This is a genomic window from Streptomyces canus 299MFChir4.1, assembly GCF_000383615.1.
In the GTDB taxonomy this organism is placed as follows: domain Bacteria; phylum Actinomycetota; class Actinomycetes; order Streptomycetales; family Streptomycetaceae; genus Streptomyces; species Streptomyces canus_C.
In genome coordinates, this window is record NZ_KB911590.1 from 1 (window position 1) to 22182 (window position 22182).

Genomic DNA, 22182 nt, shown 5'->3' on the forward strand with positions numbered 1-22182 from the left:
GGGGTCGGCGCGGGTTGTGGGGTGTCGGGCGCGGTGTCGCGGACGGCGTCCGGGAGCGGGGTCGGGTGGTTCAGGCCGGTGGCCGGTGGCCGGTGTCCGGGTTCGGGGGAGGTGGAGGTCTCGTGGGCGGGGGCGGTGGCCTGATCCGGGTGGGCGGGGTCGGCGGGTCTGTGGGATGTCGGGCGAGGTGCCGCGCACGGCGTCCGCGAGCGGGGTCGGGTGGTTCGGGGCGTTGGCCGGTGTCCGGGTTCAGGAGGAGGCCGAGGCTTCTCGGGCCGGGGCGGCGGGCTGGTCCGGGACCGGGGGCGGCGGGGTCTGCTTCGGGACCGTGGCCAGCCACAACTCGCGCATGCCGATGACCGTGGCGAGGACCAGCAGGCCGTTGCGCACGAGCAGGAGGGTGATGCCGCGCGGGGTGCTGCCCACGACGTCCGCGAACCAGATCGGGAACTCCAGGACCGTCACGAAGCACGCCGCCAGTACCAGAACGGCCGGGAGGCCCATCCGGCTCGCGCGGAAGCACAGACAGGCCGCCGCGAGGCCGACCAGCCACACCATGTACTGCGGGCTGATCACCCGGCTGGTGGTGGTGAACATCAGGACCGCCACGAGCGCCGCGTCGGCCACCGTGTGCGCCTCGAACCGCGTGGCCGTCAGCCGCCACAGCAGCAGCAGTCCGAAGGCCATGCCGGTCAGCGCGAGCGCGGCCGTGCTGACGGCGGTCACCCAGGGGCCGAGGAACTCGACCGAGCCGTAGTTGAGCAGGACCGAGCCGTCCCAGCCGTGATGGCGGGCGACGTGGAAGACCAGGGAGCCCAGCGACTCCACCTCGGTGCCCCGCTCCCGCTGGAAGGTCAGGAAGGCGAAGGCCCCCGGCATCGCCACCCAGAACACCCCGGCGACCACCGCGACCGTCACCGCCGCCGAGGCCCAGACGCTGCGCCTGCGGATGCCGACCAGGATCAGCGCCGGCCACACCTTCAGCATGGCCCCGAAGCCCACCAGCGCCCCCGCCACCTTCGGATGCCGGGCGGCCGCGAGAACCGCGGCGACCGCCACCGCGGTCACCATCACGTCGTAGCGGGAGTAGACGGTCGGCCCGAGGAGAGGTACGCCCGCCACCCAGACCCAGGCCCCCCGCAGCCGCCGCCCGGGGCGCAGGCCCGCGTACAGCAGCAGGAGGAGGACGGCCAGGTCGGCGGCGAAGGCGATCAGGAAGAAGGCCTGGGTGTACTCCAGGAAGGGCAGCAGCGCGGGGGAGAGGATCGCGAGTGCCGCGGCCGGCGGGTACTGCCAGGTCACGTCGTCCTGCGGGAACGTTCCGGTGCGCAGGACGTCGTACCAGCCCTGGTAGATGACCGACACGTCACTGGTGACGTCCGGGCCCGGGAAGACGTACACCTTGTAGACCCACAGCAGGAGCAGCAGCCTGGTCACGCCCCAGGTCAGCAGCAGTCCGGTCAGGGATCGCCGCCAGGCCGTCGTCTCCACGTGGTCCCCTGCCGTTCTCTTGCGGTCTTGAGGGGAACATGATGTCCCGCTCTCCTGTGAGGGTGCCACAAACGTGGCCGCGCCCGGCTGTGAGCAGCCGGTTCGGTAGGGTCGGCCGCGATGCACAAGACCCTGATCGTGACGAACGACTTCCCGCCCCGCCCCGGTGGCATCCAGGCGTTCCTGCACAACATGGCGCTGCGGCTCGACCCCGAGCGCCTGGTCGTCTACGCCTCCACCTGGAAGCGGAGCCGGGAGGGCGTGGAGGCGACCGCCGCCTTCGACGCCGAGCAGCCCTTCACCGTCGTACGCGACTCCACGACCATGCTGCTGCCGACGCCCGGAGTGACCCGCCGGGCCGTCGGGCTGCTGCGGGAGCACGGCTGTACGTCGGTGTGGTTCGGGGCGGCCGCGCCGCTCGGGCTCATGGCCCCGGCGCTCCGGAGGGCCGGTGCGGAGCGGCTGGTGGCGACGACCCACGGGCACGAGGCCGGGTGGGCACAACTACCCGCCGCACGGCAGCTGTTGGGCCGTATCGGGGAGTCCACGGACACGATCACCTACCTCGGCGAGTACACGCGGTCGCGGATCGCCGGCGCGCTGAGCCCGAAGGCCGCCGCACGGATGGTGCAGCTGCCGCCGGGGGTCGACGAGAAGACCTTCCATCCCGGGTCGGGCGGCGACGCCGTGCGGGCACGGCTGGGACTGACGGACCGGCCGGTGGTCGTGTGCGTCTCGCGGCTGGTGCCGCGCAAGGGGCAGGACACCCTCATCCTCGCCATGCCGCGGATTCTGGCCGAGGAGCCCGACGCCGTGCTGCTGATCGTCGGGGGCGGCCCGTACGAGAAGGAGCTGCGCACACTCGCCCACGAGACCGGGGTCGCCGACTCCGTGCGCTTCACCGGGGCCGTGCCCTGGGCCGAGCTGCCCGCGCACTACGGCGCCGGGGACGTCTTCGCGATGCCGTGCCGCACCCGCCGGGGCGGGCTCGACGTGGAGGGGCTCGGGATCGTCTACCTGGAAGCCTCGGCCACCGGACTGCCCGTCGTCGCCGGCGACTCGGGCGGTGCCCCGGACGCCGTGCTCGACGGCGAGACCGGCTGGGTCGTGCGCGGCGGCTCCCCCGAGGAGGTCGCCGAACGGATCACCGTCCTGCTCGGCGACGCGGAACTGCGGAGGCGCATGGGGGAGCGGGGACGGGAGTGGGTCGAGGAGAAGTGGCGATGGGATTTGTTGGCGGAAAAGTTGAAGGCATTGCTATAGCCGGAGGCCGATAATCCGCCGATGCTGCGGGCATGGCAGCAAAACTGATGCAGCGTCAGCTGACTAGACGTCAGATCCTTGGTATGGCCGCCCTTCAGACGGCGGCCACTCTCGGCTTCACCCGCGTCGGGCTCCAGTCGGCCCGGGCGGACGAGCCCGCCGCGGTCGAGTCCGCGCCCGCCATCGTCGTCGGCTCCGGCTACGGCGCCTCGGTCGCCGCCCTCCGCCTCGGTCAGGCCGGCATCCGCACCCTCGTCCTGGAGATGGGCCGGCTCTGGAACACCGCCGGTCCCGACGGCAAGGTCTTCTGCAACACCGCCAACCCCGACCAGCGCTCCATGTGGTTCCGCACCCGCTCCGAGGCGCCGCTGGCCACCTTCCTGTGGCTGGACGTCGTCAACAAGGACATCAACCCCTACCCGGGCGTCCTGGACCGGGTCCACTTTCCCAACATGTCCGTCTTCGTGGGCCGTGGCGTCGGCGGCGGCTCCCTCGTCAACGGCTCGATGGCGGTCACCCCGCTCCAGTCCTACTTCGCCGAGCAGTTCCCGAGCGTGGACGCGACCGAGATGTACGGCACGTACTTCCCGCGCGCCCGCGCCATGCTCGGCGTCAACACCATCGACCCGGCGTGGTTCGAGTCGACCGAGTGGTACCGGTTCAGCCGTATCTCCCGGAAGCACGCCCAGAACACCGGCCTGAAGACCACTTTCGTGCCCAGCGTCTACGACTTCGGCTACATGCAGCGCGAGGCCGCCGGCACCGCCACCAAGTCCGCCCTCGGCCAGGAGGTCATCTACGGCAACAACTTCGGCAAGAAGAGCCTCGACAAGACGTATCTGGCGTCCGCGCTCGGCACCGGCAACGTCACCATCCACACCATGGAGAAGGTCACCGGGATCAGCCGGGCGGGCGACGGCAGTTGGGTGCTGAGCGCCGAGCGCATCGACTACACCGGCGCGGTCGTGGAGACCAAGCAGTACGGCTGCACCTATCTGTTCCTCGGCGGCGGCAGCCTCGGCACGAGTGAACTCCTGCTCCGGTCACGGCAGTCGGGGACGCTCCCGGCGCTGGACGCGAGCGTAGGAGCGGGCTGGGGGCCCAACGGCAACACGATGCTCGGGCGGGCCAACCACCTGTGGGACACCGTCGGCGCCAACCAGTCGACCATGCCGGTCATGGGCATCGACGACTGGGCCAACACCGACAACCCCGTGTTCGCCGAGATCGCGCCTTTGCCCACGGGACTCGAACACTGGGTGAGCCTGTACCTGGCCATCACCAAGAACCCGCAGCGCGCCAGGTTCTCCTACGGCAGCGGCGGGTTGAGCCTCGACTGGAGCGCCGCACAGAGCGCGGTCTCCTCCGGCATGGCCAAGAAGCTCTTCGACCGGATCAACTCCGCCAACTCGACCATCTACCGGTACGACCTCTTCGGATCGCCCAGCAGGGTCTTCGCCGACGACTTCACCTACCACCCGCTCGGTGGCTGCGTGTTGGGCAAGGCCACCGACAACTACGGCCGCGTGAAGGGCTATTCGAGGCTGTACGTCACCGACGGCTCGCTGATCCCCGGCAACATCGGGGTGAACCCGTTCGTCACCATCACCGCGCTCGCCGAACGCACGATGGCGCGGGTCCTCGTGGAGGACACCGCGCCATAGGTCCCGTACGGGCGACTACTTCGCGTAGATCGCCTCGATCTCGTCCGCGTAGTCCTTCGCCACCACGTTCCGCTTGAGCTTCAGGGACGGCGTGAGGTGGCCCGTCTCCTCCGTGAACTGGGAGGACAGAATGCGGAACTTCCGCACCGATTCCGCCTTCGACACCGCGGCGTTGCCGTCGTCGATCGCGGCCTGGATCGCCGCGTTCAGGTCCGCGTCCCCGGCCAGCGACGCCGCGGTGGAACCCGCCGGCTTGCCGTGCTCCTCGGCCCAACGGCCCAGGAACTCCTCGTCGACGGTGATCAGCGCGCCGACGAACGGCCGCCCGTCGCCCACCACCATGCACTCCGCGACCAGCGCGTGCGCCCGGATGCGGTCCTCGATCACGGCCGGGGCGACGTTCTTGCCGCCCGCGGTGACGATGATCTCCTTCTTGCGGCCGGTGATCCTGAGATAGCCGTCCTCGTCGAGGGTGCCGATGTCACCGGTGTGGAACCAGCCGTCGGTGAGCGCCTCGGCGGTCGCGGCCTCGTTGTTCCAGTAGCCCTTGAACAGGTGCTCGCCGTGCAGCAGCACCTCGCCGTCGTCCGCGATCCGGATCACCGAGCCCGGCAGCGGCTGCCCGACCGTGCCGATCTTCGTGCGGTCCCAGGGGTTGAAGGCGGTCGCGGCGCACGACTCGGTCAGGCCGTAGCCCTCCAGGACCGTGAAGCCGATGCCGCGGAAGAAGTGCCCGAGGCGCTCGCCGAGCGGGGCGCCACCGGAGATGGCGTACTCGCCGCGACCGCCGAGGACGGCCCGCAGCTTGCTGTAGACGAGTTTGTCGAAGGTCTTGTACTTGATCTTCAGACCGAGCGACGGGCCCGACGGGGTGTCCAGCGCCTTGCTGTAGGCGATCGCCGTGTCGGCGGCCTTGTCGAAGATCTTGCCCTTGCCGTCCGCCTGCGCCTTGGCGCGCGCCGAGTTGTATACCTTCTCGAAGACGCGCGGCACGCCGAGGATCAACGTCGGCCGGAAGGACGCCAGTTCGTCGGTGAGCTGCTTGATGTCCGGGACCATGCCCAGCTTGATCGGCGCCATCATCGGCGCGATCTGCACCAGCCGCCCGAAGACGTGCGCGAGCGGCAGGAAGAGCAGGACCGAGCACTCGCCGGTGCGGAACAGAGGGCGCAGCCGCTCCACGATGTTGCCGCACTCCGCGAAGAAGCTGCGGTGGGTCAGCACACAGCCCTTGGGCCGGCCGGTGGTGCCGGAGGTGTAGACGATGGTCGCCGGGTCGTCGGCCTTCGCCAGCGAGCTGCGCTCCTCGACGGTCGCGTCGCTGATGTCCTTGCCCGCGCGGCCCAGCTCCTCGATCCCGCCGCCCTCGATCTGCCAGACGTGCTTGAGCGCGGGCAGCTGCTCACGGACCGACTCGACCGCCGCGCTGTGACCGTCCAGCTCCACGACGCAGGCGGTCGCGCCCGAGTCGCTGAGAATCCACTGGATCTGCTCCGCCGAACTGGTCTCGTACACCGGCACGGTGATCGCGCCCGCGCTCCAGATCGCGAAGTCGAGCAGCGTCCACTCGTAGCGGGTACGGGACATCAGACCGACCCGGTCGCCCGGCTGGACGCCGGAGGCGATGAGCCCCTTGGCGGCGGCGTGCACCTCGGCCAGGAAGGCCGTGGCCGTCACGTCCTGCCACTGACCGGCCACCTTGCGGGCGATGACGGCGACGTCAGGATGCTGCGCGGCGTTTCTACGGACAATGTCGGTGAGATTGCCGTCCGCAGGGACCTCGTACAAAGCCGGAAGGCTGAACTCGCGCAAGACTGCTGCTCCTCATAGGGCGCCGGCGCCACGACGTTGTGTGATGCGACGGTCGGTCCAAGGCTCGGGCAGGTGCTCAGGATTTCAGTAATTGAATGCTGAGCACGACTGGACTGCCCGGACGTTACCCGCCGGTATGGCTTCTTCGACAGGGGGTCCCGGCGAGATGTTCGCTGCGTCACACGATTGGGGTTCCCCGGCACAGTAGTCCACCCGCTTGCCGACTGGCCAGTAACCGCAGGTCCGGTCGGCACTGTTCACGTATGCCGCACAGGCTTACCCTTGATCGTCATGGCACCCACACCGGCCGGAAACCGGAAGACACGCGTACATGTGGTGAGTGACGTGCACGGCAACGCCCGTGACCTGGCCAGGGCCGGCGAGGGTGCCGACGCCCTGATCTGCCTGGGCGACCTGGTGCTGTTCCTGGACTACGCCGACCACTCGCGCGGCATCTTCCCCGACCTGTTCGGGACGGAGAACGCCGACCTGATCGTGGAACTGCGCACCGCCCGCCGCTTCGAGGAGGCGCGGGAGCTCGGGGCCCGGCTGTGGGGCGGGATCGGCGCCGACCGGGGCTCGGTGATCGAGACGGCGGTGCGCAAGCAGTACGCCGAGATGTTCGCCGCGTTCCCGACACCGACGTACGCGACCTACGGCAATGTCGACATGCCACCTCTGTGGCCGGAGTACGCCGGACCCGGCACGACCGTGCTCGACGGCGAGCGGGTGGAGATCGGCGGCTGGACGTTCGGCTTCGTCGGCGGCGGGCTCAGGACCCCGATGCGGACGCCGTACGAGATCGACGACGAGGAGTACGCGGCGAAGATCGAGGCGGTCGGCGAGGTGGACGTGCTCTGCACCCACATCCCGCCGGAGGTGCCGGAGCTGGTCTACGACACGGTGGCGCGGCGGTTCGAGCGGGGGAGCCGGGCGCTGCTGGCCGCGATCCACCGCACCCGGCCCCGGTACTCGTTGTTCGGTCACGTCCATCAGCCCCTGGTCCGCCGGATGCGGATCGGGGCGACCGAGTGCGTGAACGTGGGGCACTTCGCGGGGAGCGGGAAGCCGTGGGCGCTGGAATGGTGACTCCGTCCGCGCGGTAGCCTTCACGCTGCACAGACGTGCGTACCACCCTTCCTCACCGGACCTTATCTGGAGGAGCCACGGCGATGGCGGAACACACCAGTTCGAGCATCACGATCGAAGCTGCGCCGGCCGACGTCATGGCCGTGATCGCGGACTTCGCCCGCTACCCGGACTGGACGGGTGAGGTGAAGCAGGCGGAGGTGCTCTCCACGGACGCGTCCGGCCGCGCCGAGCAGGTCCGGCTGGTCATGGACGCGGGCGCCATCAAGGACGACCAGGTCCTCGGCTACACCTGGACCGGTGAGAACGAGGTCTCCTGGACGCTGGTCAAGTCCCAGATGCTGCGGCAGCTGGACGGTTCGTACGTGCTGAAGCCGGCGGGTGCGGGGGCGACCGAGGTCACGTACCTGCTGACGGTCGACGTCAAGATCCCGATGCTCGGCATGATCAAGCGCAAGGCCGAGAAGGTCATCATCGACCGGGCGCTGGCGGGGTTGAAGAAGCGGGTCGAGTCGGGGCAGTAGGGGCACGTTTTCGGGTGCGGGCCCGTCGTGGCGACCAGCCCCCACCGGCCCGCAGCCGCAAGACGGCACAACGAGGCACATCCTCGGCGTCCGTTACGGTTCACCCCTATGCGCACCATCCTGATCACGGGCCCCGGCGGCAGTGGCCGTACGACCGTCGCCGCCGCCACCGCGCTCGCCGCCGCCCGCGAGGGAACCCGCACTCTTGTGCTGAGCGCCGACCGGACCGACACCCTGGGCACGGTCCTCGGCGCGGCAACCGGCCCCACCCCCACCCAGGTCACCCCCACCCTCACCGCCTGGCGCCCCGACGCCACCGCCGGATTCCGGGACGACCTCGCCGCCTTCCAGGACCGTGCCTCCCATGTGCTCGACCTGCTCGGCGCCTCCCGTCTCGACCCCGAGGAGGTCACCCCGCTCCCCGGCGCCGAGGAACTCACCCTGCTGCGCGCCCTGCGCGACGCGGCCCTCTCCGAGCGCCATGAGCTGCTGGTCGTGGACCTGCCGCCCACCCCGCAGGCCCTCGCCCTCCTCTCCCTCCCCGAGGAACTGCGCCGCTACCTGCGCCGGCTCCTCCCCGCCGAGCGCCAGGCGGCCGCCGGCCTGCGCCCCGTCCTCGGACGGCTCGCCGGCATCCCCATGCCCTCGGAGTGGCTGTACGAGACCGCCGCCCGCTGGGACACCGAACTCGGCGCGGTCCAGGCCGTCCTCGCCGACCGGCAGGCCGTGGTGCGACTCGTCGCCGAACCCGGCCCCGCCGGCACCGACGCCGTACAGGCCGCGAGCCTCGCCCTCGCCCTGCGCGGCCTGCGCCCCGACACCCTGGTCGCCAACCGGGTCGTACCGGAGGACTGGCCCGCGGGACTCGTCGCCCAGCAGCGCAAGGCCCTGGAGGAGTGGCAGGAGTCCTACGACGTCCGGGCCGTCCCGCATCTCGGCCACGACCCGCGCGGCGACGACGACCTCGGCGCGCTCGCCGTCCCCGAGGTCAACGACACGACCTCCACCGTCGAGTGGCCCGTCGTCGACCACCTCGCCGAGGACGGCGTGCTGGTGTGGCACATCCCGCTGCCCGGCGCCCTCCGCGACGAGCTGGACCTGGTCCGGCGCGGCGACGAACTCGTCGTCAGCGCGGGGCAGTTCCGACGGATCGTCCCGCTGCCCTCGGCCCTGCGCCGCTGCACGGTGGCGGGCGCCGCCCTGCGCGAGGGCGAGCTGCGGATCCGGTTCGCGCCGGACCCGGATCTGTGGCCCCGCACCCCGTGAACCGCGTACGCCCATTCGGGTAACGTCGTAGGGACGAACCGTAGTCAGGAGTCCGTCATGAGCGAAGAGCTCCCCCCGTCCGACGCCGCTGACCGTGAGCCCGCGGACGCCGTGGACGAGGTACGGGCGACCGACGCCGACGCGTGGGCGACGGCGGTCGCGGAGGACCTCGCGGCGGAGAAGGCCCGCCGCCGCACCCAGTACGGCCCGCCCCCGGGCTCGGCCGCCGAGGAGCTGCGCAAGCTCGTCGACAACGTCGCCGAGAAGCTGTCCGGCCTCCAGTCCCCGCTGCTCGGCGGCATCGCGGGACCCGCCGCCCAGCAAGTGGTCAAGCAGGTCGTCCAGCAGGCCAAGGCCGCGGTCGAGCCGGTCATCGAGCGCAACCCCGACGTCTTCGACCACCTCGCCGCCGCCGGTGGCGAACTCCTCGCCGCGTACCGCTCCGCGGTGCAGGCGCAGGAACAGCGCTGGAGCCGCCGTGACGACACCCTGCGCGACAAGGGCGAGGACCCCGGCCCCGAGCGCATCGACCTGGACTGAAACCCCCTGACGGCAGGGCCTCGGGTACGGTTGGCCGTAGCGGGGCTCGACCGAAACTGAGGGATTCATGGGACTCACCATCGGCGTCGACATCGGCGGCACGAAGATCGCGGCCGGCGTGGTCGACGAGGAAGGCAACATCCTCTCGACCCACAAGGTGCCGACCCCGGGCACGGCCGAGGGCATCGTGGACGCGATCGCCTCGGCGGTGGAGGGCGCGCGTGCCGGGCACGACATCGTGGGCGTGGGCATCGGTGCGGCCGGCTATGTCAACCGCCAGCGCTCGGAGGTCTACTTCGCCCCCAACATCCACTGGCGCAACGAGCCGCTGAAGGAGAAGGTCGAGACCCGGGTCGGCCTTCCGGTCGTCGTGGAGAACGACGCCAACGCGGCCGCGTGGGGCGAGTACAAGTTCGGCGCGGGCAAGGGCCACCGCAACGTCATCTGCATCACGCTCGGCACCGGCCTCGGCGGCGGCATCATCATCGGCAACAAGCTGCGCCGCGGCCACTTCGGCGTGGCGGCCGAGTTCGGCCACATCCGCATGGTCCCGGACGGCCTCCTGTGCGGCTGCGGCAGCCAGGGCTGCTGGGAGCAGTACGCCTCCGGCCGCGCCCTGGTGAGGTACGCCAAGCAGCGCGCCAACGCCACCCCGGAGAACGCCGAGATCCTCCTCGGACTCGGCGACGGCAGCCCCGACGGCATCGAGGGCAAGCACATCTCCATGGCCGCCCGGCAGGGCGACCCGGTCGCCGTCGACTCCTACCGCGAGCTCGCCCGCTGGGCCGGCGCGGGCCTCGCCGACCTGGCCTCCCTCTTCGACCCGTCCGCCTTCATCGTCGGCGGCGGCCTCTCCGACGAGGGCGAACTGGTCCTGGACCCGATCCGCAAGTCCTACAAGCGCTGGCTGGTGGGCGGCAACTGGCGCCCGGTGGCAGACGTCATCGCCGCCCAACTGGGCAACAAGGCGGGCCTGGTGGGCGCGGCGGACCTGGCGAGAGAGCCCGACCCGATCATGTAGGCCCGATCACGCAGGGGTGACTTTTCGGCTTCAGGGGCGTGGGGCGCAATCCCCGCGCCCCTTCCTCTCGGGCGTAGATTGATCCACATGGTTCTGGTCAAGGTCCTGAGCTACAACATCCGCTCGATGCGGGACGACACAGACGCGCTGGCCCGGGTCATCCAGGCCTGCGAACCAGATCTCGTCCTGATCCAGGAAGCCCCCCGCTTCTTCCGCTGGCGCAAGAAGCTGGCAAGGCTGGCGTCGGCCGCGGGACTGGTCGTCCTCACCGGGGGCGGCACCGCGGCGGGCCCCGCGATCCTCTGCAACCTGCGGGCCACGGTCGAACGTACGGAAGACGTCCTCCTCCCCCTTGCCCGGGGCCAGCACAGAAGAGGCTTCGCCACGGCCGTCGTACGCATCGGCGGAGCCCGGCTCGGCGTACTGAGCTGTCACCTGTCGTTGCAGAAGGACGAGCGCTACGACCAGGCAGGCATGCTCCTCGACCGCCTGGCCGGCATGGGCGTGGAGCACGCCGTGGCCGGCGGCGACCTCAACGAGCGCCCCGGCGGACCCGCCTTCAGCCGTATCGCGGACAGCCTTCAGGACTGCTGGGCGACCAGCCCCACCGGCGGCGAGGTCACCTGGACCCGCACCGAACCCCACCGGCGCATCGACGCAATCTTCGCCACGAAGGGCATCGAGGTGCGCGGCTGCGGGGTTCCCCTGGACCTCCCCGGAATCACGGCGACAGACCTGAGGGCGGCCACGGACCATCTCCCGGTCCTGGCCACCCTCGACATCCCCGCGAGCTGAGCCGGACTAGACGACCGCTCCCCGCCCGGGATTCTCGTCGTCCTCGTCGTCCGTCCGCATCCGCGTCACCAGTGTGCCGAAGCCGCCCAGGAACCCGCCGATCCCGACCGTGGCCAGCCACCAGGTCATCTCCCAGCCGAGCAGCACCGCGACCAGCAGCAGGACCGGGCCGCCCAGCACGCCCAGCCAGGCGAACTTCGCCGTGGTGTCGGCGGCGGGCAGCGGTGGCGGCTCCGGCGGCACGAAGTGCCCCTCGTCGTCCTCCTCGAAGTCGTCCTCGGACGGCTCCGGGCCGCTGTAGTCACGGGGGCCGACGCCGGGCGCGAAGGAGATGGAACCGCCCAGCGGCTTCGCGGGCTTCTCGTCCTTCTTCGGCTTGGGCTCCGGCTTCTCCAGCGCCGTCACCGTCGGCTCGTCGTTCGTCTCGGTCTCAAGAAGCGCGAGATCCTCGACCGACTTGAACGGCTTGGTGCCCGGCGGGTCCTTCGGCTCGTCGCCGTACCCGGCGACGATGGCCGCCCACGCGGCCTCCTCGTCGAACGGGACGCCCTGCTCCTCGGGCTCGTGGCCCTCGCGGTCCTCGCGTTCGGAGTCGTGCTCAGCCACGGGCGGCCGTCCCTTCACTGCCGATGCCGGTGGTGTGCCGGTCGATGAACGCGAGGCTCTCGTCGAAAATCCGCTCCGCGTCATGGTCCAACGTCGCCACGTGGTAGCTCTGTTCCAGCACGATCTCCGTCACGTCCGTCGAGGACACCCGGCTCAGCACGCGCGCGGAGTCGGCCGCCGGCACCACATGGTCCTGCGTGCTGCGCAGCACCAGCAGCGGCTGGGTGACCTGCGGCAGCTCGCCGTCGACCTGGCGGAAGAAGGTCCGCAGGGAGTGCGCCGCGTGCAGCGGCACCTTGTCGTACCCCAGCTCGACGCTGCCCTCCTTCTTGATGTCACTGGCGATCCCGGGCGCCGTACGGACGAAGTGGCGGGCCACCGGAAGGGCGTAGGGCGCGAGGCCGTGCATGCGGTTCGCCGGGTTGACGACGACGACACCGCTGACCGCGTCCCCGTGCTTGGCGGCCAGCCTGAGGGCCAGGGTGCCGCCCATGGACAGGCCGGCCACGAATACGGAGGTGCAGCGCTCGGTGAGGGCGCGCAGCTCGCGGTCCACCTCGGCGTACCAGTCCTGCCAGCCGGTGAGGGCCATGTCCTGCCAGCGGGTGCCGTGCCCGGGCAGCAGCGGCAGGGAGACCGTCAGGCCGTGCGCGGCGAGGTGCTGGGCCCAGGGCCGCAGTGACTGGGGGGAACCGGTGAAGCCGTGGCAGAGAAGGACACCGGCCTCCCCGCCCTCATGGCGGAACGGCTCGGCTCCGGGGAGGACCGGCACCTAGGTCTCCTGTTCATGAAAGAAGCGTGAGCAAGTCCAGGTGTGGTTCACCGTACGCGACCGCACTGACACCGACCAGGGCCGTCGGACTGTTTGACAGGCTCCGGGTTAAGGTCTGTTCGACGGACACAGGAGGCACTCGGTTGTTGTACGGCACGATGAAGGTAGCCATCGGCGGGCCGCTGAAGGTCGCCTTCAGGCCCTGGGTGGAAGGCCTGGAGAACATTCCCGCCGAGGGCCCGGCCATCCTGGCGAGCAACCACCTCTCGTTCTCCGACTCCTTCTTCCTGCCCGCGGTCCTCGACCGCAAGGTCACCTTCATCGCGAAGGCCGAGTACTTCACCACGCCCGGGGTGAAGGGCCGGCTCACGGCCGCCTTCTTCAAGGGCGTCGGCCAGCTCCCGGTGGACCGCTCCGGCGCGCGCGGCGCGGGCGAGGCGGCCATCAAGAGCGGCCTCGACGTCCTGGAGCGCGGTGAGCTGTTCGGCATCTACCCCGAGGGCACGCGCTCGCCCGACGGGCGCCTCTACCGCGGCAAGCCCGGCGGCCTCGCGCGCGTGGCGCTCGCCAGCGGCGCCCCGGTCATCCCGGTCGCCATGATCGACACCGAGAAGATCCAGCCGCCGGGCAAGGTCATGCCCAAGCTGATGCGGCCGGGCATCCGCATCGGCGAGCCGCTGGACTTCAGCCGCTACCAGGGCATGGAGCACGACCGTTTCGTACTGCGCGCGGTGACCGACGAGGTCATGTACGAGATCATGAAGCTCTCCGGCCAGGAGTACGTCGACATCTACGCGACCGCAGCCAAGCGGCAGATCTCGGAAGCGGCCAAGGCCGAGAAGGCCGCCAAGGCGGCTGCCGCGAAGGCCGAGCAGGACAAGCCCGGGCAGTCGGCGTCCTAGGATCCTGGGACAGCAGTCGAACCCGGGGGTGGGGGACATGGCCAAGCAGGTGCGCGTCATGCGCATGTCGGTCGAGCAGCCGCTGTGGCGTGCCCTGACCGGGTACCGGGTGCTCACCATGCTGTACGCGGTCGGGCTCTTCGCCACCGCCTACGACGAGTACGACCGGCCCGGCGTCGCCATCGCCTACTACGTCGTCCTGTGCGTCTGGACGCTCGCCACCCTGCCCCGCGTCCAGAACGCGGCCGCGTGCACCAAGCGCTTCCTCGCCGTCGACCTCGCGATCGCGATCACCGGGATCGTGCTGACCCCGCTGGTCGTCAACGACCACCACATCGACAGCGGCGGCCCCACCCTGCCGTCGATATGGACAGCCGGTTCCGTCCTCGCGTTCGCCATCAAGGGCGGCTGGCGCTGGGCCGCGCTCGCCTCCACGCCGGTCGCCGCCGCCAACCTGATCGAGCGCGGCCACCCGGCCCGCGACACCGTCCACAACGTGATCCTCGTCTGGGTCGCCTCCATCGCCATCGGCTACGTCGTCGAGGTCGCCCGCGCCTCCGAGCGCACCCTCGCCCGCGCCCTGGAGATCGAGGCGGCGACCCGGGAGCGCGAGCGGCTGGCCCGGGACATCCACGACAGCGTTCTCCAGGTGCTCGCCATGGTGCAGCGCCGGGGCGCGGTCATGGGCGGCGAGGCGGCCGAGCTGGGCCGGATGGCCGGCGAGCAGGAGGTGGCGCTGCGCACCCTGGTCTCCGGCGGCCTGACGTCGGTCTCCCGGGTGTCGCGGGACGCGGCCCAGGGGGCGTTCGTCCACGTGGTCGACGACGGGCCGGACGACGAGTCGGTCGACGGCCCGCTCGACCTGCGCGCGCTGCTCGCCCCGTACGCCTCGGCGAAGGTCTCCCTCGTCGAGCCCGGCGCCCCCGTCCCGCTGCCCCCGCCCGCCGCCCGCGAGCTGGCCGCGGCCGTGGGGGCCGCCCTGGACAACGTGCACCGGCACGCCGGAGAGCACGCGCGGGCGTGGATCCTCGTCGAGGACGAGCCCGATGGGGTGATCGTGACCGTGCGGGACGACGGACCAGGCATCGCCGAGGGACGACTCGCGCAGGCCGAGGGGGAGGGGCGGCTCGGAGTCGCTCAATCGATCCGGGGCCGGCTGCGTGACCTCGGCGGCAGCGCCGAGTTGATCTCGCCTCCGGGGCAGGGCACGGAAGTCGAGCTGAAGGTACCGAAGGTCTCCCGGGGGAAGGCAGGACAACGATGAGTGACAAGGACCTGATCAAGGTCATGGTGGTCGACGACCACCCCATGTGGCGCGACGCGGTCGCGCGGGACCTGGCCGAGTCCGGCTTCGACGTGGTCGCCACCGCGGGCGACGGCGACCAGGCCGTACGCCGGGCCAAGGCCGCCGGGCCCGACGTGCTGGTGCTCGACCTGAACCTGCCGGTGAAGCCCGGCGTCCAGGTCTGCAAGGAGCTCGTCGGCCACAACCCGGCCCTGCGGGTCCTCGTCCTGTCGGCGAGCGGCGAGCACGCCGACGTCCTGGAGGCCGTGAAGTCCGGCGCGACCGGCTATCTGCTGAAGTCGGCGTCGACCGAGGAACTCCTGGACGCGGTCCGCCGCACGGCCGTAGGCGACCCCGTCTTCACGCCCGGCCTCGCCGGCCTGGTCCTCGGCGAGTACCGCCGCCTCGCCTCCGACCCGGCGCCCGCCTCCGACCCCGACCAGCCCAAGGCCCCGCAGCTCACCGAGCGCGAGACCGAGGTGCTGCGGCTGGTCGCCAAGGGCCTGAGCTACAAGCAGATCGCCGAGCGGCTGGTGATCTCCCACCGCACGGTCCAGAACCACGTCCAGAACACCCTCGGCAAGCTGCAACTCCACAACAGGGTCGAGCTCGTCCGCTACGCCATCGAACGAGGCCTCGACGACGAGTGAGACGCGCGTCACACTGACCCTTCGTCAGGCACCTGCGGCGAAGGGAACTGTCCATGCGCGTCGGAGTACTGACCGGAGGCGGCGACTGCCCCGGCCTCAACGCCGTCATCCGGGCCATAGTCCGCAAGGGCGTACAGGAGTACGGCTATGACTTCACCGGCTTCCGGGACGGCTGGCGGGGTCCACTGGAAGACCGCACCGTGCGTCTCGACATCCCGGCCGTCCGCGGCATCCTGCCACGAGGCGGCACCATCCTCGGCTCCTCCCGCACCAATCCGCTGAAGCAGGAGGACGGCATCCGCCGGATCCAGGAGAACCTGGCCGCGCGGGAGGTCGAGGCGCTCATCGTGATCGGCGGCGAGGACACCCTCGGCGTCGCCGCAACACTGACCAACGAGCACGGCGTGCCCTGCGTGGGCGTACCGAAGACCATCGACAACGACCTCTCCGCCACCGACTACACCTTCGGCTTCGACACCGCGGTCGGCATCGCCACGGAGGCCATCGACCGGCTGCACACCACCGCCGAGTCCCATATGCGCGTCCTGGTCTGCGAGGTGATGGGCCGCCACGCCGGCTGGATAGCCCTGCACTCCGGTCTCGCGGGCGGTGCCAACGTCATCCTCATCCCCGAGCAGCGCTTCGACGTCGACCAGGTGTGTGCCTGGATCACCTCCCGCTTCAAGGCGTCGTACGCCCCGATCGTGGTCGTCGCCGAGGGCGCCATGCCGAAGGACGGTGACATGGTCCTCAAGGACCAGTCGCTCGACTCCTTCGGACACGTGCGGCTGTCCGGGGTCGGCGAGTGGCTGGCCAAGCAGATCGAGAAGCGCACCGGCAAGGAGGCCCGCACCACGGTCCTCGGGCACATCCAGCGGGGCGGCACCCCCAGCGCCTTCGACCGCTGGCTCGCCACCCGCTTCGGCCTGCACGCCATCGACGCCGTCCGCGACGGCGACTTCGGCACGATGGTCGCGCTGCGCGGGACGGACATCGTGCGCGTGCCGATCGCCGAGGCGACCGCACGGCTGAAGACCGTCGACCCGCAGCTGTACGAGGAGGTGGGGGTCTTCTTCGGCTGACCGGGCGGGGCGCGGCTGTGGGTCGTATATTCGGCCCACAGCCGGCCGAACGGGAGACGCCTTGGAGATCCTGGCCTTCGGCGTGCAGGCCGACGAGCAGCCCCTGATCGAGCACGCGTTCGCCGGGCACCACCAGGTCCGCTGCCTGGACGTCTTCCTCAACGAGGACACCGCCCCCATCGCCGCCGGCTACGAGACCGTCTCCACCAGCGTCAACGCCGAACTCGGTGCCCGCGTCCTGGAGATCCTCGCGGCGGGCGGCACGCGGATGATCGCCCAGCGCTCCACCGGCTTCAACAACATCGACCTCAAGGCCGCCGAGCGCCTCGGCCTGACGGTCGCCCGGGTCTCGTACTACTCGCCGTACTCGGTCGCCGAGTTCGCCTGGACCCTCGCCATGGCGGTCAACCGCCGTGTCGTGCGCGCCTCCACGCGCACGCGTGACTTCGACTTCCGCCTCGACGGACTGATGGGCCGCGACATGCACGGCCGCACCGTCGGCGTCCTCGGCACCGGCAAGATCGGGGAGGCCTTCACCCGGATCGCCCACGGCTTCGGCATGCGGCTGCTCGGCTGGGACGTCGCCGAGAACCCCGGCTGTCTCGAACTCGGCATGCAGTACGTCCCCAAGGAACAACTGCTCGCCGAGTCCGACCTGATCACCCTGCACGTCCCGCTGATGCCGGAGACCACCCACCTCCTGGACGCCGACGCCCTGAAGGCCATGAAGGACGACGCGATCCTGGTCAACTCCAGCCGCGGCGGCCTCATCGACACCGCGGCCCTCGTCACCGAACTGCGCGCCGGCCGCTTCGCGGGCGTCGGCCTCGACGTGTACGAGGCGGAGGCGGGCCTGTTCTACGTCGACCGGTCCCTGGAGGCCATCGAGGACGACATCCTGGCCCGCCTGGTCACCTTCCCGAACGTCCTGGTCACCTCCCACCAGGCCTACTACACCGAGGACGCCGTCGGCCAGATCATCGACGCCACGGTGAAGAACGTCCTCGACTACAAGGCGGGCCGCCGCTCCGAGAACGTGCTGGTGCCCCGCAGCTGAGCGACCAGCTCCCGTACGACGGCGGCGCCGTTCAGTGTCAGGACCGACTCGGGGTGGAACTGCACCCCGGCGAAGCCCGGCCCGCGCAGGGCATGGACCTCGTGCGTGCCGCTGCGGCTCACCTCGATGCCGTGCGCGGCCAGCTCCCTGGCGGCCTCGTCGTCGCAGCGCGCCACGAAGCTGTTGTAGAAGCCGACCGTCTCCGGCCGCCCGAACAGGTCGACGGTCGTCTGCGCCCCCTGGTACGGCACTTCCTTCCGTACGATCCCCAGCCCCAGCTCGGCCGCGATCAGCTCGTGCCCGAGGCAGACGCCGAGCACACCGTGCCGGTGGGTGCGGATGACGTCGGCGGTCAGGGCGCGCAGGAACCGCATCTTGGGATCGTCGAGGTCGGAGGGATCGCCGGGACCGGGACCGAGCACGACGGGCCCCTCGTGCGCGAGCACGGCGTCCCTGAGGCCCGGTTCGTCGTAGCGCCGCACGGTCACGTCCAGCCCGCCCGAACGCAGCACGTGCGCGAGCATCGAGGTGAAGGTGTCCTCGCCGTCGACCACGAGGGCGTGCCCTTCGAGCTCGTTCGACCGCTCCTGCATCCGCAGCCAGAACGGGGCGAGGTTCGTGCGCCGCCCGTCGAGCGCGGCACGCACGCGTGGATCGTCGGCGAGACTCAGGCGCGCGTGGTCCGCACGGGGCCGGGACGGCCGTACACCGAGAGCCGCCAGCACCCCCGCCGCCTTCGCGTGGGTCTCCGCGACCTCGCTCGCCGGGTCCGAACCGCGCACCAGGGTCGCGCCGACCGGGACCCTCAGGTGTCCCCCGGCGGAGATGTCCGCCGTGCGGATGAGGATGGGGGAGTCCAGGGTCTGCGCGCCGACAGATCCATCCCGCCCGCCACCCGCGCAACGGCCGAGCAGCGCCAGCGCGCCCGCGTAGTAGCCCCGCCCGCCGACCTCGTGCCGCTCGATGACCCGGCAGGCGTTCTGCACCGGGGAGCCGGTGACGGTGGCCGCGAACATGGTCTCCCTCAGGACCTCCCGCACATCCAGCGAGGACTTGCCGCGCAGCTCGTACTCGGTGTGCGCGAGGTGTGCCATCTCCTTCAGCCGGGGTCCGACGACGACCCCGCCCATGTCGCCGACGGTGCACATCATCTTGAGCTCCTCGTCGACGACCATCGACAGCTCCTCGATCTCCTTGCCGTCGGCCAGGAAGTCGAGCAGATGCTCGGGGCTCGGGCCCTCGGCGGGATAGCGGTACGTCCCGCTGATCGGGTTCATGACCACGGTCCCGCCGGTCATCCGGACGTGCACCTCGGGGCTCGCGCCGACGAGCGTGCGGTCACCGGTGTGGACGACGAAGGTCCAGTAGGCGCCCCGCTCGCCCACCAGCAGCCGCCTGAACAGCGCGAGGGCGTCCGCGCGGGAGAACCCCGGGATCTCGCCCTCGTACGTCCGCCGGATCACGAAGTTGGCGCCCTCGCCGCGCCCGATCTCCTCGTGCAGGACCCGTCCGACGATCTCGGCGTACTCCTCGTCGGGGACGTCGAAGCCGCCGTTCTCGACCCGTACGTCGTGAGCGGGGAGCTGTTCCAGCACTTCGGCGAGAGGGAGCTCGTACGTCTCCTCCGGGGTCAGCACCGCCAGTGGTGTGCCGTCGTCCCTGACGTCGAAGCCGCGCTCGCGGATCTGCCGGAAGGGGATGAGCGCGAGCCCCTCGTCGGGGAGGTCGGCAAGGCGGTCGTAGGAACGGACGGGGCCGAGCAGCAGCTCCACCGTGTTCTCGTCGTGGCCGGGGGTGCGGCGGCGGAGCAGGGCGAACGGACGGTCGTCGCCCAGCAGGTGTGTCAGGTCCATGGTTCCTCAGCTCTCGATGAGTCAATGGCTCGATGACTCGGTATCGGTGAGGAACGACCCCGGAAACGCCGAAGGCCGCCCCTCGGGCGGCCTTCGCGAAGTCTTGCGTACGCGCAGTCAGTGGGCCGCCGGATGAGCGGTCCACCACCAGTTCTGGGTCGAGTGCGCGAACATGCGAGGCACCTTATCCCATGTCCGACCCTCGTACCCTGTGTCTCATTTGCTGGGCACGGCGCTGGGGCCCCGACACGACCCCGTAATGTTGATGCCGTGACCGTGAACGCTAAGACCAGCGCGAGCGCTGGCAACACCTGGCGAGACCTGCCCGCGGCGCAGCAGCCCGAGTACCCCGACACCGAGGCTCTGCGCGCAGTGATCGCGGACCTCGAGTCGTATCCGCCGCTCGTCTTCGCGGGCGAGTGCGACCAGCTGCGCGCCCGGTTGGCGGCCGTCGCCAAGGGAGAGGCGTTCCTCCTCCAGGGCGGCGACTGCGCCGAGGCCTTCGACGCCGTGTCCGCGGACCACATCCGCAACAAGCTCAAGACGTTGCTCCAGATGGGCGCCGTGCTGACGTACGCCGCCTCGGTGCCGGTCGTGAAGGTCGGCCGCATCGCCGGCCAGTACTCCAAGCCGCGCTCCAAGGGCACCGAGACCCGCGACGGCGTGACGCTGCCGACGTACCGCGGCGACTCCGTCAACGGCTTCGAGTTCAACGAGAAGGCCCGCATCCCGGACCCCGAGCGCCTGAAGCGGATGTACAACGCGTCCGCGTCCACGCTCAACCTGGTGCGCGCCTTCACCACCGGCGGCTACGCCGACCTGCGCCAGGTGCACGCCTGGAACCAGGACTTCGTGAAGTCGTCCCCCTCCGGCCAGCGCTACGAGCAGCTGGCCCGGGAGATCGACCAGGCGCTGAACTTCATGCGGGCCTGCGGGACCGACCCCGAGGAGTTCAAGACCGTCGAGTTCTACTCCTCGCACGAGGCGCTGCTGCTCGACTACGAGTCGGCGCTCACCCGCGTCGACTCCCGCACCGGGCGGCTGTACGACGTCTCGGCGCACATGGTGTGGATCGGTGAGCGCACCCGGCAGCTGGACCACGCGCACATCGAGTTCGCCTCGCAGATCCGCAACCCGATCGGCATCAAGCTCGGCCCGACGACCACGGCCGAGGAGGCGCTGCAGTACATCGAGCGGCTGGACCCCGACCGTGAGCCCGGCCGGCTGACCTTCATCGTCCGCATGGGCGCCGACAAGGTCCGCGACAAGCTGCCCGAGCTGGTCGAGAAGGTCACGGCCTCCGGCGCGACCGTGGCCTGGATCACCGACCCGATGCACGGCAACACCTACGAGGCGGCCTCCGGTCACAAGACCCGCCGCTTCGACGACGTGCTCGACGAGGTCAAGGGCTTCTTCGAGGTCCACAAGGGCCTCGGCACCCACCCGGGCGGCATCCACGTCGAGCTCACCGGTGACGACGTCACCGAGTGCGTGGGCGGCGGCGACGAGATCTTCGTCGACGATCTGCACCAGCGCTACGAGACGGCCTGCGACCCGCGGCTCAACCGCAGCCAGTCGCTCGACCTGGCCTTCCTCGTCGCGGAGATGTACAGGGACCAGTAACGGGGGCACCTGTTACAGGGACGTGAATGGGGCGCGGATCACATACGATCCGCGCCCCGCTCCACTTTTGCGGTTCCTGAGCGCCGGGTAAGGTTAGGTTAGCCTCACCGATCATCGGGATGGCGACACTGATCAGCCCGTCGGGAGGTGAGCCGCGTGTACATCTGCAGTTGCTTCGGCGTCACCGAGCAGCAGGTCAAGAAGCACGCGGCGGACGGTGCCTGCACTCCCCGCCAGATCGCCTCCGCCTGCAAGGCGGGCACCGACTGCGGTTCCTGTGTACGGCGCATTCAGGCCCTTCTGGGCCGCGGGGCGTGCTCGCGGGGCGAACTCGTCGAGCAGGGCGAGCCCACCCGCGCCGCACTGGACGAGGCCGCCTAGCTCTCCGGCTGCTCGATCAGCTGCGCGATGTAGAGCGCCTCACCGAGCTTCTCCAGAAGCTCCAGCTGCGTGTCGAGATAGTCGATGTGGTGCTCCTCGTCCGCGAGGATCGACTCGAAGATGTTCGCCGAGGTGATGTCACCCTTGGCGCGCATCACCTCGATACCGCGCTTGAGGCGGTCGATGGCCTCGACCTCGACCTGCCGGTCGGCCTCGAACATCTCCTTGACGGTCTGGCCCACGCGCACGTGGAACAGCCGCTGGTAGTTCGGCAGGCCCTCCAGGAAGAGGATGCGGTCGGTCAGGATCTCGGCGTGCTTCATCTCGTCGAACGACTCGTGGCGCGTGTACTTCGCGAGCTTCGTCCAGCCGAAGTTCTCCTGCATCTTCGCGTGCAGGAAGTACTGGTTGATCGCGGTGAGCTCGCCCGTGAGCTGCTCGTTGAGGAATTCGATGACCTCGGGGTCGCCCTGCATCGCAGAGGCTCCTTCCAACCGTGGGGAACT

The 22182-nt window shown here is 70.4% G+C and carries 22 protein-coding genes; 15 read left to right on the forward strand and 7 right to left on the reverse strand.

Annotated elements, in window-relative coordinates; translation table 11 throughout:
* Window positions 1-249: 249 nt before the first annotated feature.
* On the reverse strand, window positions 250-1491 hold the full coding sequence (locus H293_RS0121210) for a glycosyltransferase 87 family protein (protein WP_020119853.1): 1242 nt from the start codon (window positions 1489-1491) through the stop codon (window positions 250-252).
* A 120-nt stretch (window positions 1492-1611) separates the two neighbouring features.
* On the opposite strand from H293_RS0121210, the gene H293_RS0121215 reads away from it, so the two are divergent.
* Both H293_RS0121215 and H293_RS0121220 read left to right on the forward strand, forming a co-directional pair.
* Complete coding sequence (locus tag H293_RS0121215) at window positions 1612-2754, forward strand: glycosyltransferase family 4 protein (protein ID WP_020119854.1); 1143 nt, start codon at window positions 1612-1614, stop codon at window positions 2752-2754.
* A gap of 47 nt (window positions 2755-2801) precedes the next feature.
* Window positions 2802-4418 carry a GMC oxidoreductase gene (locus H293_RS0121220; protein WP_472726405.1) on the forward strand — a complete coding sequence of 539 codons (1617 nt, stop codon included), beginning with the start codon at window positions 2802-2804 and terminating at the stop codon, window positions 4416-4418.
* A 15-nt stretch (window positions 4419-4433) separates the two neighbouring features.
* Here the strand turns inward: H293_RS0121220 and H293_RS0121225 are convergent, their stop codons facing one another.
* On the reverse strand, window positions 4434-6230 hold the full coding sequence (locus H293_RS0121225) for an AMP-dependent synthetase/ligase (RefSeq protein ID WP_020119856.1): 1797 nt from the start codon (window positions 6228-6230) through the stop codon (window positions 4434-4436).
* 333 nt (window positions 6231-6563) lie between these two features.
* Here H293_RS0121225 and H293_RS0121230 point away from each other — a divergent pair, with 333 nt between their 5' ends.
* The 6 genes from H293_RS0121230 (at window position 6564) to H293_RS0121255 (ending at window position 11465) form a co-directional block, all read left to right on the forward strand.
* Window positions 6564-7319, forward strand: coding sequence for a metallophosphoesterase family protein (locus tag H293_RS0121230; RefSeq protein ID WP_020119857.1), 756 nt, complete (start codon window positions 6564-6566; stop codon window positions 7317-7319).
* Window positions 7320-7402: 83 nt separating this feature from the next.
* Window positions 7403-7843, forward strand: coding sequence for an SRPBCC family protein (locus tag H293_RS0121235; protein WP_007381461.1), 441 nt, complete (start codon window positions 7403-7405; stop codon window positions 7841-7843).
* A 108-nt stretch (window positions 7844-7951) separates the two neighbouring features.
* The gene (locus H293_RS0121240) at window positions 7952-9109 is read left to right on the forward strand and encodes an ArsA family ATPase (protein WP_020119858.1); all 1158 of its coding nucleotides are present in this window, start codon (window positions 7952-7954) and stop codon (window positions 9107-9109) included.
* 57 nt (window positions 9110-9166) lie between these two features.
* Window positions 9167-9649, forward strand: a complete 483-nt coding sequence (locus tag H293_RS0121245; protein WP_020119859.1) for a DUF5304 family protein — start codon at window positions 9167-9169, stop codon at window positions 9647-9649.
* 67 nt (window positions 9650-9716) lie between these two features.
* The gene (locus H293_RS0121250) at window positions 9717-10670 is read left to right on the forward strand and encodes an ROK family glucokinase (protein ID WP_007381458.1); all 954 of its coding nucleotides are present in this window, start codon (window positions 9717-9719) and stop codon (window positions 10668-10670) included.
* Window positions 10671-10757: 87 nt separating this feature from the next.
* Window positions 10758-11465 (forward strand): endonuclease/exonuclease/phosphatase family protein, encoded by a 708-nt coding sequence (locus H293_RS0121255; protein WP_020119860.1) that lies wholly within the window; start codon window positions 10758-10760, stop codon window positions 11463-11465.
* A gap of 6 nt (window positions 11466-11471) precedes the next feature.
* On the opposite strand, the gene H293_RS0121260 is transcribed toward H293_RS0121255, so the two are convergent.
* A complete protein-coding gene (locus tag H293_RS0121260; RefSeq protein ID WP_020119861.1) occupies window positions 11472-12071 on the reverse strand; it encodes a hypothetical protein in 600 nt (199 codons plus the stop codon).
* A complete protein-coding gene (locus tag H293_RS0121265; protein WP_020119862.1) occupies window positions 12064-12843 on the reverse strand; it encodes an alpha/beta hydrolase in 780 nt (259 codons plus the stop codon). Before H293_RS0121265 ends, H293_RS0121260 begins: the two co-directional genes overlap by 8 nt.
* A 146-nt stretch (window positions 12844-12989) precedes the next feature.
* Between H293_RS0121265 and H293_RS0121270 the strand changes: the two genes are divergently transcribed.
* The 5 genes from H293_RS0121270 (at window position 12990) to H293_RS0121290 (ending at window position 17819) form a co-directional block, all read left to right on the forward strand.
* The gene (locus tag H293_RS0121270) at window positions 12990-13745 is read left to right on the forward strand and encodes a lysophospholipid acyltransferase family protein (RefSeq protein ID WP_078612643.1); all 756 of its coding nucleotides are present in this window, start codon (window positions 12990-12992) and stop codon (window positions 13743-13745) included.
* 37 nt (window positions 13746-13782) lie between these two features.
* Window positions 13783-15009 (forward strand): MacS family sensor histidine kinase, encoded by a 1227-nt coding sequence (gene macS, locus H293_RS0121275; RefSeq protein WP_020119864.1) that lies wholly within the window; start codon window positions 13783-13785, stop codon window positions 15007-15009.
* The gene (locus tag H293_RS0121280) at window positions 15006-15680 is read left to right on the forward strand and encodes a response regulator (protein ID WP_020119865.1); all 675 of its coding nucleotides are present in this window, start codon (window positions 15006-15008) and stop codon (window positions 15678-15680) included. Before macS ends, H293_RS0121280 begins: the two co-directional genes overlap by 4 nt.
* A 53-nt stretch (window positions 15681-15733) precedes the next feature.
* On the forward strand, window positions 15734-16762 hold the full coding sequence (locus H293_RS0121285) for a 6-phosphofructokinase (protein WP_020119866.1): 1029 nt from the start codon (window positions 15734-15736) through the stop codon (window positions 16760-16762).
* 61 nt (window positions 16763-16823) lie between these two features.
* Window positions 16824-17819: a 2-hydroxyacid dehydrogenase gene (locus H293_RS0121290; protein WP_020119867.1), complete on the forward strand. Its 996-nt coding sequence runs from the start codon at window positions 16824-16826 to the stop codon at window positions 17817-17819.
* Here the strand turns inward: H293_RS0121290 and H293_RS0121295 are convergent.
* On the reverse strand, window positions 17771-19672 hold the full coding sequence (locus H293_RS0121295; protein ID WP_020119868.1) for a phenazine-specific anthranilate synthase component I: 1902 nt from the start codon (window positions 19670-19672) through the stop codon (window positions 17771-17773). The genes H293_RS0121290 and H293_RS0121295 overlap by 49 nt on opposite strands.
* Window positions 19673-19789: 117 nt before the next feature.
* A complete protein-coding gene (locus H293_RS61675) occupies window positions 19790-19846 on the reverse strand; it encodes a trp operon leader peptide (RefSeq protein WP_071528813.1) in 57 nt (18 codons plus the stop codon).
* 96 nt (window positions 19847-19942) lie between these two features.
* Here H293_RS61675 and H293_RS0121300 point away from each other — a divergent pair, with 96 nt between their 5' ends.
* Window positions 19943-21295 carry a class II 3-deoxy-7-phosphoheptulonate synthase gene (locus H293_RS0121300; RefSeq protein ID WP_020119869.1) on the forward strand — a complete coding sequence of 451 codons (1353 nt, stop codon included), beginning with the start codon at window positions 19943-19945 and terminating at the stop codon, window positions 21293-21295.
* 147 nt (window positions 21296-21442) lie between these two features.
* On the forward strand, window positions 21443-21676 hold the full coding sequence (locus tag H293_RS0121305) for a (2Fe-2S)-binding protein (RefSeq protein ID WP_033415555.1): 234 nt from the start codon (window positions 21443-21445) through the stop codon (window positions 21674-21676).
* Here the strand turns inward: H293_RS0121305 and bfr are convergent.
* Window positions 21673-22152, reverse strand: coding sequence for a bacterioferritin (gene bfr / locus H293_RS0121310; protein WP_020119871.1), 480 nt, complete (start codon window positions 22150-22152; stop codon window positions 21673-21675). The genes H293_RS0121305 and bfr overlap by 4 nt on opposite strands.
* Window positions 22153-22182 lie beyond the last annotated feature (30 nt).